Below are 12,195 nucleotides of genomic sequence, written 5' to 3' on the forward strand. Positions count from 1 at the left end.
GCTATTTCCTTAAGGTGGCGTTGAACCTTCTTTCCAGAGAAACGAGGATTTTCTGCGTCGTTTCGTTGACTTCTTCATCGGTTAATGTGCGCGATGGATGTTGCAAGGTCAAGCCGATGGCGACGCTTTTTCTATGTGGATCAATGCCTTTGCCTTGGTAGACGTCGAACAGACGCAGCTCCTTGAGGCCTTCTCCGGCGTTTTCGCGGATGTCGGCCAGGAGGTCGCCTGCGGCTACGGTTTCGTCCACCACCAGCGCCAGGTCACGCCGCACTTCCGGGAAGCGCGACAGCTCGCCAAAGCGCGGCAGACTGCCGGTGGTCAGGGCATCGAGCGCCAACTCGAAGAGGAACACCGGACGATCCACGTCCAGTTCGCGCGCCACTTCCGGATGCAGGGCGCCCAGGTAGCCGACTGGCTGCCCTGCCCTTTCGATCAGCGCGGTCTGCCCCGGGTGCAAGGCCGGATGCTCGCCTGCGACGAAGCGGAAGTCAGAACCCGCACCCGACTGGGCCAGCAGCGCCTCGACATCGGCCTTGACGTCGAAGAAGTCCACCGCCTCACGACCGGACGACCAGCTCTCCGGCAGACGCGAACCGCACACAGCACCAGCCAGTACGTTTTCCTGTACCAGGCCTTCCAGCTGACCGACGAATCTCAGCCCCGACTCGAACAGCCGGACGCGGTCCTGCTGACGGTTGAGGTTGTATTGCACGGCCTTGACCAGACCGGGCCACAGCGACGAGCGCATGGCGGCCATGTCGGTGGAGATGGGATTGGCCAGCATCACCGGCTGCGCCTCAGGGGCGAACAGACGGAAGGTCTTTTCGTCGATGAAGCTGTAGGTGATGGCTTCCTGGTAACCACGGGCCACCAGCAGGCGACGCAGCTGGCTCAGCTCGCCCTTGCTCTCGGGTAGGGGCTGCGGGGCCAGGCGCGCCTGGGGGAAGCGGATCGGCAGCTGGTTGTAGCCATAGAGGCGCGCCAGCTCTTCGATCAGATCCACTTCGATGCTGATGTCGAAACGGTGGCTGGGCACGCCCACCTGCCAGCGACCGGCTTCCAGGCGCGCCACGGCCAGACCCAGGCCGCTGAGCAGCCGCTCGACCTGGGCATCGTCCAGGGTCAGACCCAGGACGCGCTCGATGCGCTCCGCGCGCAGCAGAATCGGCTCGACCTGCGGCAGGTGCTCGGCACTCACCGCCTCGATCACCGGACCCGGCTCACCGCCGACGATGTCCAGCAGCAGGCGGGTCGCGCGCTCCATGGCCTTGCGCGCCAGCTCGAAGTCCACGCCCCGCTCGAAGCGGTGGGATGAATCGGTGTGCAGGCCGTAGGAACGGGCCTTGCCGGCCACGGCGATGGTGTCGAAGAAGGCGCTTTCCAGGAACAGGTCACGGGTACCGGCAGCAACGCCGCTGTGCTCGCCACCCATGACGCCGGCGATGGCCAGGGCACGTTCGTGGTCGGCGATCACCAGGGTGTCGTTGCGCAGTTCGATGTCCTGGCCATCCAGCAGCACCAGGCGTTCGCCGGCATCGGCCAGGCGCACGCGGATGCCGCCCTTGATCTGGTCCAGATCGAAGGCATGCATGGGCTGACCCAGTTCGAGCATCACGTAGTTGGTGACGTCGACGGCGGCGTCGATGCTGCGCACGCCACTGCGGCGCAGACGCTCGACCATCCAGTCCGGGGTCGGGCGGGACAGGTCGACGTTCTTCACTACGCGACCCAGGTAGCGCGGGCAGGCCTGGGGAGCCAGCACCTCGACCGGACGGGTTTCCTGGTGCGTAGCCGCTACGGCCTCGACCTGCAGCGGCTCGACCGCGGCGTTGTACAGGGCACCCACTTCCCGCGCCAGACCGGCGATGGATAGACAGTCGCCGCGGTTCGGGGTCAGGTCGACGTCGATGATGGCGTCGTCCAGCTGCAGGTAGCTGCGGATGCTCTCGCCCACCGGCGCGCCGGCCGGCAGCTCCAGCAGGCCGCTGTTGTCGTCGCTGATCTGCAGTTCGCTGGCCGAGCAGAGCATGCCGTGGGATTCCACGCCGCGCAGCTTGGCCTTCTTGATGGTGAAGTCGCCGGGCAGCGTGGCGCCGACGGTGGCGAAAGGCACCTTAAGGCCCGCGCGCACATTGGGCGCGCCGCAGACCACCTGGAAGGATTCCTGGCCGTTGCTGACCTGGCAGACATTGAGCTTGTCGGCATCGGGATGACGCTCGACGGAAACCACTTCGCCGACGATGACGCCCTGGAAGCTACCGGCCGCCGCTTCGACGCCGTCCACTTCCAGGCCGGCCATGGACAGCCGGGCAACCAGATCCTCGTGCGTAGCCGCAGGGTTCACCCAGCTACGCAGCCATTGTTCACTGAATTTCATAGGACTCCCGTCTGGCAGCTAGCGGAATTGCGCCAGGAAGCGCAGATCGTTGTCGAAGAAGAGGCGCAGGTCGTTGACCCCGTAGCGCAGCATGGCCAGGCGCTCGGCGCCCATGCCAAAGGCGAAGCCCTGGTACTTCTCCGGATCGATGCCGGCCATGCGCAGGACGTTGGGGTGGACCATGCCGCAGCCCAGCACCTCGAGCCAGCGCGAGGCCGGTTCGCCATCGCGACTCGGGCGGCGAATATCCACCTCGGCCGACGGCTCGGTGAAGGGGAAGTAGGAGGGACGGAAGCGGACTTCCAGCTCTTCCTCGAAGAATTCGCGCAGGAAGGTCACCAGGGTGCTCTTGAGATCGGCGAAGCTGACTTCCTCGTCGATCACCAGGCCTTCGACCTGATGGAACATCGGCGAGTGGGTCTGATCGCTGTCGCAGCGATAGACACGACCCGGGCAGATGATGCGGATCGGCGGCTGCTGGCTCTCCATGGTACGGATCTGCACCGGCGAAGTGTGGGTGCGCAGCAGCATGTTCGCATTGAAGTAGAAGGTGTCGTGCATCGCCCGCGCCGGGTGGTGGCCGGGGATGTTGAGCGCTTCGAAGTTATGGTAGTCGTCTTCGATCTCGGGACCGGTGGCGACGCCATAGCCGATGTTGGCGAACAGACGCTCGATACGCTCCAGGGTGCGGGTGACCGGGTGCAGGCCACCGGAGGCCTGACCTCGCCCGGGCAGGGTCACGTCGATGCGTTCTGCGGCGAGGCGAGCGGCCAATGCGGCCTGCTCCAGCGTCGCCTTGCGGCTGTTGATTGCGTCCTGGACACGTTCCTTGGCGGCGTTGATCAGCGCGCCAGCCTGGGGACGCTCCTCAGCGGTGAGGTGGCCCAGGGTCTTCATGATCTGGGTCAGCTCACCCTTCTTGCCCAGGTAATTGACCCGGAGCTGTTCCAGGGCATTGGTGTCTTCGGTGTGCCGCACGGCCTCCAGGGCTTGGGAGACCAGCGCATCCAGGTTTTCCATCTAGGGACTCCAGATACAAAATAGGGGAAGAGCTATGAGGCTCTTCCCCTATTGATAACGTTGCTTCGCGCCAGAGGCGCGAGATTGCCGGGGGGCTTAAGCCAGCGAAGCTTTAGCTTTCTCGACAATCGCAGCAAACGCCGCTTTTTCGTTCACGGCCAGATCGGCCAGTACCTTGCGGTCGATCTCGATGGCCGCTTTCTTCAAGCCGGCGATCAGACGGCTGTAGGACAGACCGTTGATACGAGCACCAGCGTTGATACGAGCGATCCACAGAGCGCGGAACTGACGCTTCTTCTGACGGCGGTCACGGTAGGCGTATTGGCCTGCCTTGATTACCGCTTGCTTAGCGACGCGGAAGACGCGCGAACGGGCACCGTAGTAGCCTTTGGCGAGCTTCAGGATTTTCTTGTGACGGCGACGAGCGATGACGCCACGCTTAACACGAGCCATGAGTAACTTCCTCTAGATTCTTGACCAGGATTAACGAAGGCGCAGCATGCGCTCGACCTTTTGGACGTCGGATGCATGCATCAGCGACGTACCGCGCAGCTGACGCTTACGCTTGGTGGTCATCTTGGTCAGAATGTGGCTCTTGAAAGCGTGCTTGTGCTTGATGCCACCAGCAGTTTTCACGAAGCGCTTTGCAGCGCCGCTTTTGGTTTTCATCTTTGGCATGTTCGGATACTCCGCATTGAGTGATTACGCATAACAGCAAGGCCTGCCAGTGCCCTGGTAGTTACTTTTTCTTCTTGGGGGCGATGACCATGATGAGTTGGCGTCCTTCCATCTTAGGATGCTGCTCAACGGCGCCATGTTCGGCGAGGTCAGCTTCGACCCGCTTCAACAGCTCCATGCCCAGCTCCTGGTGGGCCATCTCCCGACCACGGAATCTCAACGAGACCTTGGCCTTGTCCCCCTCGGTTAGGAAACGTACCAGGTTGCGTAGTTTTACCTGGTAATCCCCTTCTTCCGTCCCTGGACGAAACTTGATTTCTTTGACCTGAGCCTGCTTCTGGTTCTTCTTCGCCGCCGCGACTTGCTTCTTCTTCTCGAAGACGTGCTTGCCGTAGTCCATGATCCGGCAGACCGGGGGTACGGCGTCGGCGGTGATTTCCACCAGATCCAGCTTGGCGTCTTCAGCAGCCTGCAGGGCCTCCTGGATGGAGACGATGCCTACTTGCTGACCATCGGCGCCAATAAGGCGAACTTCCCGGGCGGTGATATTTTCGTTGATCGGTGCCCGGGGGGCGGCTCGCTTGTCTTGTCTCATGTCACGCTGCTTGATAGTGATTACTCCGAATCTTGCCGGCCACGCCGGGAAACCGCTTGCGTGAGCAGCTCGCGGAAACGCTCGACGGGCATGGAGCCCAGGTCTACGCCTTCACGGGTACGCACGGCAACGGATCGTGTCTCAACCTCCCGGTCTCCAATAACCAGGAGATAGGGAACCTTGAGCAAAGTATGCTCGCGGATTTTAAAGCCGATCTTCTCGTTTCTCAAGTCGGCTTTGGCCCGGAAGCCCTCAGCGTTCAATTCACCGACGACCTGCTGGGCAAAATCGGCCTGCTTGTCGGTGATATTGAGCACCACCGCCTGGGTCGGGGCGAGCCAGGCCGGGAACAGACCGGCATAGTGCTCGATGAGCATGCCGATGAAGCGCTCGAAGGACCCGAGGATGGCGCGGTGCAGCATTACCGGACGCTGACGGCTGTTGTCCTCGGAGATGTAGCTGGCGTCGAGGCGCTCCGGCAGGTTCGGATCGTACTGCAGGGTACCGCACTGCCAGTTACGACCCAGGCAGTCCTTGAGGGTGAACTCGATCTTCGGCCCGTAGAAGGCGCCCTCGCCCGGCTGGTACTCCCACTCCAGGCCCGAGGCATCCAGCGCATCCGCCAGAGCCTTCTCGGCGCGATCCCACAGCTCTTCGGAGCCGACACGCTTGGCCGGGCGCGTGGAGAGCTTCATGATCACGTCGGTGAAACCGAAGTCGGCATAGACCTGCAAGGTCAGCTTGATGAAATCGGCCGCTTCCTTCTCAACCTGTTCTTCGGTGCAGAAGATGTGGGCATCGTCCTGGGTGAAGCCACGCACGCGCATGATGCCGTGCAGGGCGCCGGACGGCTCGTTACGGTGGCAGGCACCGAATTCGGCCAGGCGCAGCGGCAGGTCGCGGTAGGACTTCAGACCCTGGTTGAACACCTGCACGTGGCAGGGGCAGTTCATGGGCTTGACCGCGAAGTCGCGGTTTTCCGAGGCCGTGGTGAACATGTTCTCGGCGTAGTTGGACCAGTGACCCGAGCGCTCCCAGAGGATGCGATCGACCACCTGGGGCGTCTTGATCTCCTGGTAGCCGTGCTCGCGCTGGACCTTGCGCATGTACTGCTCGAGTACCTGGTAGACGGTCCAGCCGTTGGCGTGCCAGAACACCATGCCGGGCGCTTCTTCCTGCAGGTGGAAGAGATCCAGCTGCTTGCCGATGCGGCGGTGGTCGCGCTTCTCGGCTTCCTCGATGCGCTGGATGTAGGCCGCCAGCTGCTTCTTGTCCGCCCAGGCGGTGCCATAGATGCGCTGCAGCTGTTCGTTCTTGGCGTCGCCACGCCAGTAGGCGCCGGACAGCTTGGTCAGCTTGAACGCCTTGAGGAAGCGGGTGTTGGGCACGTGCGGGCCCCGGCACATGTCGACGTACTCCTCGTGGTAGTACAGGCCCATGGCCTGCTCCTCGGGCATGTCGTCGATCAGGCGCAGCTTGTACTCCTCACCCCGGGCCTTGAACACCTCGATGACTTCGGCGCGCGGCGTCATCTTCTTGATAACGTCGTAGTCCTTATCGATCAGCTCGCGCATACGCGTCTCGATGGCCGAGAGGTCATCCAGGGTAAAGGGACGCTCGAAGGAGATGTCGTAGTAGAAGCCTTCGTCGATCACCGGGCCAATGACCATCTTGGCGGTCGGGAACAGCTGCTTGACCGCATGACCCACCAGGTGGGCGCAGGAGTGGCGGATGATCTCCAGGCCGTCCTCGTCCTTGGCGGTGATGATCTGCAGGTTGGCATCCTGCTCGATGAGATCGCTGGCATCGCGCAGCTGGCCATCGACGCGACCGGCGATGGTGGCCTTGGCGAGACCGGCACCAATGGACTGGGCGACTTCGGCTACGGTGACGGGCTTGTCGAATGGACGTTGGCTACCGTCGGGGAGAGTAATGACAGGCATGGCGCCTCCTCAACTCAGTGGTGACCCATACCAAGGGCCACATGGTGGGATTGGCCAGTAAGCAGCCGCACCGCTGGAAATCCCGCCGCACAGTGGCAGGGCCGCAAGGCATTCCGGGCGACGCGAAAGGATCACTGGAAAGTTTGGGACGGAAATCCTTTCAGAAACTGAGACCTGGCGCAACCTCGCGAGGAACAGTCGCCAGCTCAACGGGCCGCGTCGGGGTACTTCTTGAGGAACTGCTTCTGCATTTCCTGGCAGTTCTCCATGAGTGCCTGGCGATCGGCCGGCGAGGTTTCCGGGGCATTGGCCCGCGCCAGGCACTGGTCGATGGTCTGCTGCTCGTTAGCCCGGTTGGCCGGTGTCGCATTATGGCGATAGACATAGATGATGGAGCCGAAGACCACGACCGCGAACAGGATCGATAGCAGGATCAATCCCAGGCAGCCGCCCTTGCCGATCTGCCGCCCTTCACCACCCTGCGTCATCACTCTCTCCTCGCGGTAACGGGCCCTGCTCGCGCCTTGGCCAAGCAACGAAGCCCCAAAAAAATCGTCTGCCAGTCTACGTGAAAACCCCGGGCATCACGACCGAGGCACGCGGTCACACCCGCCCGAGCAATCGGCAGAACCTTTATTCGCACTTCCGGAAAGTTCTAACGCGCAAACCAGACTCACGCCCGCCCTGATCAATTCCGCCCTTCAATCAAGGCGCGGAAAGATCACGCGTAGTTAGCTGTGCCAACTTGTTAAGCGGCTATTCAAGAAAAGCCCCGCACCTATTAATCCAGTGTTAAGCGATACGGCGGAGTATCGATTCCAGGCACTACAGAACCTGGTTCTGGTACCTGAGCGATAGCCTTACTTCAATTGCATATCCGCTGGAGGCAGCAAATGAACGTCAAGAATAAACTGGCAAAGAGCATGCTGGTCGTCGCCATCGTAGCCGCCTGCTCGTCTGCGGCCATCGCCGCGAACCAAGCCCCCTCGGCAAACGAACTGGGCAGCTTCCAGGCCCTGTCCACCCAGGGGCAACGGGCCTTTACCGACATCTCCGCCGCACGCCTGGAACTCTTCCAGGGGCAAACGAAGCAGGCGGTTTCCCATGTCAAGGACGCCCAGCAGGCACTCAAACTTGCGCAATCGGACAATACCGCGCTGAAAAAAGCCGCGAGCGAATTGCAGGTCAAGGATAATCAGGGCAAGGCCGATACCAGCACTACCGTAACGTCCTGGCTACCCATCTGGGGCGATACCGTAGTACAGGACAGTTACATGGCCAGCCCACAGAAAGTTAAGGCCGTGGCCGATGCCAATAACAAACTCAAGCATGGCGACGCCAAGGGTGCTGCAGAAACCTTGCGCCTGGCGGACGTTGATATCGACACGGCCATCGCCCTGGCACCGCTCAAGCAGACCATGACGGACGTCGACCAGGCGGCCAAGCAATTGGCCAGCGACAAGTTCTATGAGGCCAACCTGACGCTCAAGCAGGTTCAGGATGGCGTGCGCTACGCCTCGACGGCCCTGGACTTCACGGCGAACAAGCATGGGCTGCAGCCGGCAGGCTCCTTCACCGAGACCGTTACCCCGAGCAGCTGATGGCTTGGCAGGGGCAACAGGGCGATCGCAGGGTCGCCCTGTTAAACGACCCGACACCTAGCAAGTCCGCCTCGACCCCAGCGTGCGGAGCAGCCAGACACGAAAGGGGCGATCTCTCGGATCGCCCCTTTTCCATTACCCGCCACCGAGGCGGATATTGTTACCAGGTCCAACTGACCCAAACCCTACCCCTCCCGCACGAGCCTCGGCGAGACCTGTCCACAGCCGCTGACGCATGAACTTCAAGGTGCCGGACATAGACTGGCGCTGCAGGAGAGGCCGTCGGCGTGCGACTGCACCTGAGCCTGTCGCCATGCTGAGACTCCGCCCGCCCACGGATTCGCACAGGCTTCCACCCCCTCCCCGCAGGCAGAGCTACCCGGTCCTGCCGAGATACCTCGATGCCAGCCAGTCTCTAACCCACCCGGATCAGGCACGGCCTTCGCGCGCCGCAGATACAGCCGTGATATGCACGATTGTGCGTATTCTTGCTTAATCATGCATGATCAGCTAACACTGGTATGAGGTGTGATCACCCCTACTGTCACTTTTTTCCGGAGCCTCTCCAATGCAACACGTGGAACTCGCCGCACAACAGCCTTCGGGAGCGATCGAGCAATGGGCGACCCGCGCTGGCTTCCTCATTGCGGGTTCTGCCATGGCCGCCTGGGCACCCCTAGTGCCCGTCGCCAAGGCGAGGATCGGCGCCGATGATTCGACGCTTGGCCTTCTCCTACTTTGCCTGGGCCTGGGATCCATTGTCGCGATGCCCATCGTCGGCATCCTCGCCAGCCGCTTCGGGTGCCGCGCGGTGATCGCGACCAGCTCGGTAGCACTCGCCCTGGTGCTGCCGCTGCTTGCCGTCGCCGATTCGATCTTCGGCATGGCCATCGCCCTGGCCCTGTTCGGGGCAAGCGTTGGCGCGCTGGATGTCGCGATCAACATTCAGGCCGTGATCGTCGAGAAGGACAGTGGTCGCAACATGATGTCCGGCTTCCACGGCCTGTTCAGTGTCGGCGGGATCGTCGGCGCCGGTGGCATGAGCGTTCTGCTGGGGGCTGGAATCCAACCGCTGGTGGCGACCCTGGTGTTCAGCGCGCTGCTGATCGTGCTACTCGCGGTCTCGATCAAGGGTCTGCTGCCCTACGGCAATCATGACGCCGGACATACCCCGTTGTTCACACTGCCGCGCGGGATCGTCGCCTTCATCGGCTTGCTCTGTTTTCTGATCTTTCTCGGCGAAGGCGCGATCCTGGACTGGAGCGCCCTGTTTTTGATCGATGCGCATGGCGTCGACCCGGCGCAGGCCGGCTTCGGTTACACGGTATTTGCCTTGGCGATGACCATTGGCCGCCTGACCGGCGACTGGATCGTGAAGACGCTGGGCGGCCTGAAAGTGGTCGTAGGCGGCGGTCTGCTCGCCGCGGCAGGCTTCCTGATGGCGGTCCTGGCACCCACCCAGCCCTTTGCCTTCGCAGGCTTTCTGCTGGTTGGCCTCGGGGCTTCCAACATCGTCCCCGTGCTCTTCAGTGCCGCCGGACGGCAGACCCGGATGCCTGCAAGCCACGCCATTGCAGCGATCACCACCATCGGGTATGCCGGCATTCTCATCGGTCCGGCCGCGATCGGCTTCGTCGCGCAGCACTGGAGCCTGAGTGCAGCGCTGCTGCTGGTGGGTGGCGGAATGGCGTTCGTTGCGCTCACCTGGCCGATGACCGCCCGACAGCGAGACGCCTAGCGCCTCGCCTTCGCCGAGGCAAAGGCCAGGGCCGAGCAGTATGTCGGCGGGACCCATCTGAAGCCCTCACCGCTGCCACCCCCCAATAAAACCCCAAACGAAAAAAGGCGACCCTTTCGGATCGCCTTTTTTCTTACCCGCCAGCAGTGCGGGTTTTGTTTGGTAGGCACGATTGGATTCGAACCAACGACCCCCACCATGTCAAGGTGGTGCTCTAACCAACTGAGCTACGTGCCTGCTGTGGGTGCGCATTCTACAGCGCGGGACTTTAGCGTCAAGCCCTTTTTTCAGCTAAACGCCTGAAAACGTGAAATTTTTTTGAAGGCTAGGAAACCCGCCGGGCTGGACGCCGCGGATAGAGCAGGATTGAAAGCCAGAGCGCGAGGGTTTCCACCGTTATCGCCAGGGCCAAGCCCAGCCCTATCCCCCAGCCGATGGCTTCGGGGGTAAGCACTACCTGATAGCGATACTGCTGCAGGGTCTCGTCGCGCAGTTCGCTGTTGGGCCGTACCAGGATGTGCCAGGCCCGCTGGTACCAGGGACCCTGCAACGCCTGCCACTCTTCGTTGAACAGCGCATTACGGCGCAGCAGTACGCCGAGGCTGTCGGCGTCGCTGCGAAAGACCGGATCCTCGCTGGCCCGGTAATGCGCCAGCAAGCCGTCGAGATTGCCTTCGAAGTACTGCTGCGCGGTCCGCCTGAAACCGCTCAGGGCCTGATCGGATTCGAGGCGATGGGCATCCACGCGCTGCTCGTAGTCGAGCATGAAGCCGGGGATCTGCACCCCTACCAGCAAGGCCAGGGTGAACAACAGCAGACGAATATAACTGCGCAGCATCGTGAAGTGGCTTCCTGTCTAGACGCGGCCCTGGGAGACGATCTCGCCGTCCCACCAGAGATGCCATTCCCCGGGCTGATGCAGGGTCCAGACCTCGTCGGAGGTCAGCGGCTCGGTGGCGATGATGGTGACGACGTCGTTGGGCGTGGTCTCGGCCTTGAAGTCGATGTGGACTTCCGCATCGCGCAACTGGGCCGGACCGAAGGGGGCGCGGCGGGTGATATGGGCCAGCTTGTTGGTGCAGAAGCTGAACAGCCAGTCGCCGTCGCTGAGCAGGCAGTTGAAGACGCCCTTCTTGCGAAAGCCGTCGCAGGCATTCACCAGCTGCGGCAACAGCATCTCCACCGGGACGGGTTCGGGAAAGCGCTCGCGGACCTGGTCCAGCAGGCTGCAAAAGGCCGTCTCGCTGTCGGTATCGCCCACCGGCCGGTAGAAACGCGGCTCGGGATGGAAATCCTGCAGTTGGCCGTTATGGGCAAAGCTCCAATAGCGCCCGCCCAGTTCCCGCACGAAGGGGTGGGTATTGGCCAGATTGACCGACCCGACGTTGGCGTGGCGGATATGGCCGATCACCGTATGGCTCTTGATCGGGTAACCCTGGACCAGCTTGGCCACCTCGGAATCGGCGCCTGGCAGGGCATCCTTGAACAGGTGCAGGCCCCGGCCCTCGTAGAAGGCCACGCCCCAACCGTCCCGATGCGGACCGGTACGACCGCCCCGCTGCATGAGGCCCTGGAGACTAAAGACCAGATCCGTGGGCACGTTGGCACTCATGCCCAGCAATTCGCACATGTCCGTCCCTCCGGGGTGGCTGCCTGGTTCAACGGCGGCTGCAGCCGCTGCCCTTCGCAATCATGCTGAAGGGGTCACGTCCTGGGCGCAAGCCTGGATTACAGACGGGGTTCGACGCGCTCGCCGCGACCCCGGGGTTCGCGGCGTTCGACCGGGGCTGCCGGGGTCCTTGGGGCCACCGGCGATTCCGGTTGCGGATCATCCGTCGGCCCTTCGGCGACGACCGGCGCGGGACGCGGATGGGAGCGGCGGTACAGCCAGCGACAGAGGACGAAGATCAGGTAGAGCACCACGCCGATGGTGCCGGCCGCCGCCAGGTTGGCCACCGCCGACCAGGCACTGTTACCCACCTTGAACACCAGGTCCAGCACCGTCACGGCGATGGCCGGGGCATAGAGGCCATGCTCGGCATCCACCAGGGCCGGCGTCACCAGCAGCACGGCCACCACCAGCCGGATGGGTTCGCGCAGCCAGCGCCAGAGCCAGCCGGTGGCCTTGAAAGACACCACCAACAGCAGCAGCGCGGCGATGGCGTAGACGGCCCAGGCGATCAGGTACTCTTGCTCGGTCATTGCGATCCATGGCGATAGCGGAAAGGAGAAGCCTATGA

Annotated in this window: 12 protein-coding genes and 1 tRNA gene; 2 read left to right on the plus strand and 11 right to left on the minus strand. The window is 62.6% G+C overall.

Going from position 1 to position 12,195, the window contains the following annotated elements:
• Position 1: 1 nt before the first annotated feature.
• The 7 genes from pheT to POR01S_RS10990 all read right to left on the minus strand — a co-directional run bounded on the left by pheT (position 2) and on the right by POR01S_RS10990 (position 7,104).
• Positions 2 to 2,380 carry a phenylalanine--tRNA ligase subunit beta gene (gene pheT, locus POR01S_RS10960; RefSeq protein WP_042135814.1) on the minus strand — a complete coding sequence of 793 codons (2,379 nt, stop codon included), beginning with the start codon at positions 2,378 to 2,380 and terminating at the stop codon, positions 2 to 4.
• Between the two features lie 18 nt (positions 2,381 to 2,398).
• The gene (gene pheS, locus POR01S_RS10965) at positions 2,399 to 3,400 is read right to left on the minus strand and encodes a phenylalanine--tRNA ligase subunit alpha (protein WP_017638834.1); all 1,002 of its coding nucleotides are present in this window, start codon (positions 3,398 to 3,400) and stop codon (positions 2,399 to 2,401) included.
• Between the two features lie 96 nt (positions 3,401 to 3,496).
• Entirely contained in the window at positions 3,497 to 3,853 is a 357-nt protein-coding gene (gene rplT, locus POR01S_RS10970) for a 50S ribosomal protein L20 (RefSeq protein ID WP_007159199.1), read from the minus strand.
• Positions 3,854 to 3,883: 30 nt separating this feature from the next.
• Positions 3,884 to 4,078, minus strand: a complete 195-nt coding sequence (rpmI, locus tag POR01S_RS10975; protein WP_007159200.1) for a 50S ribosomal protein L35 — start codon at positions 4,076 to 4,078, stop codon at positions 3,884 to 3,886.
• A 61-nt stretch (positions 4,079 to 4,139) separates the two neighbouring features.
• On the minus strand, positions 4,140 to 4,673 hold the full coding sequence (gene infC / locus POR01S_RS10980; RefSeq protein ID WP_007159201.1) for a translation initiation factor IF-3: 534 nt from the start codon (positions 4,671 to 4,673) through the stop codon (positions 4,140 to 4,142).
• A gap of 20 nt (positions 4,674 to 4,693) precedes the next feature.
• Positions 4,694 to 6,616 (minus strand): threonine--tRNA ligase, encoded by a 1,923-nt coding sequence (gene thrS / locus POR01S_RS10985; RefSeq protein ID WP_042135817.1) that lies wholly within the window; start codon positions 6,614 to 6,616, stop codon positions 4,694 to 4,696.
• A 206-nt stretch (positions 6,617 to 6,822) separates the two neighbouring features.
• Complete coding sequence (locus tag POR01S_RS10990; RefSeq protein ID WP_042135819.1) at positions 6,823 to 7,104, minus strand: hypothetical protein; 282 nt, start codon at positions 7,102 to 7,104, stop codon at positions 6,823 to 6,825.
• Between the two features lie 405 nt (positions 7,105 to 7,509).
• Between POR01S_RS10990 and POR01S_RS10995 the strand changes: the two genes are divergently transcribed.
• Together POR01S_RS10995 and POR01S_RS11000 are read left to right on the plus strand one after the other, a co-directional pair.
• A complete protein-coding gene (locus tag POR01S_RS10995) occupies positions 7,510 to 8,217 on the plus strand; it encodes a YfdX family protein (RefSeq protein ID WP_042135821.1) in 708 nt (235 codons plus the stop codon).
• 568 nt (positions 8,218 to 8,785) lie between these two features.
• Positions 8,786 to 9,955 (plus strand): MFS transporter, encoded by a 1,170-nt coding sequence (locus POR01S_RS11000; RefSeq protein WP_042135823.1) that lies wholly within the window; start codon positions 8,786 to 8,788, stop codon positions 9,953 to 9,955.
• 160 nt (positions 9,956 to 10,115) lie between these two features.
• Here the strand turns inward: POR01S_RS11000 and POR01S_RS11005 are convergent.
• The 4 genes from POR01S_RS11005 to POR01S_RS11020 all read right to left on the minus strand — a co-directional run bounded on the left by POR01S_RS11005 (position 10,116) and on the right by POR01S_RS11020 (position 12,157).
• Positions 10,116 to 10,192 (minus strand) — tRNA-Val (locus tag POR01S_RS11005).
• A gap of 88 nt (positions 10,193 to 10,280) precedes the next feature.
• Positions 10,281 to 10,793: a DUF2937 family protein gene (locus tag POR01S_RS11010; protein WP_027596904.1), complete on the minus strand. Its 513-nt coding sequence runs from the start codon at positions 10,791 to 10,793 to the stop codon at positions 10,281 to 10,283.
• Positions 10,794 to 10,811: 18 nt separating this feature from the next.
• On the minus strand, positions 10,812 to 11,585 hold the full coding sequence (locus POR01S_RS11015) for a class II glutamine amidotransferase (protein WP_042135826.1): 774 nt from the start codon (positions 11,583 to 11,585) through the stop codon (positions 10,812 to 10,814).
• A 98-nt stretch (positions 11,586 to 11,683) separates the two neighbouring features.
• Positions 11,684 to 12,157, minus strand: coding sequence for a hypothetical protein (locus POR01S_RS11020; RefSeq protein ID WP_042135828.1), 474 nt, complete (start codon positions 12,155 to 12,157; stop codon positions 11,684 to 11,686).
• Between the last annotated feature and the right edge of the window lie 38 nt (positions 12,158 to 12,195).

The sequence above is a fragment of the Pseudomonas oryzihabitans NBRC 102199 genome (assembly GCF_000730625.1).
Taxonomy (GTDB): Bacteria; Pseudomonadota; Gammaproteobacteria; order Pseudomonadales; family Pseudomonadaceae; genus Chryseomonas; species Chryseomonas oryzihabitans.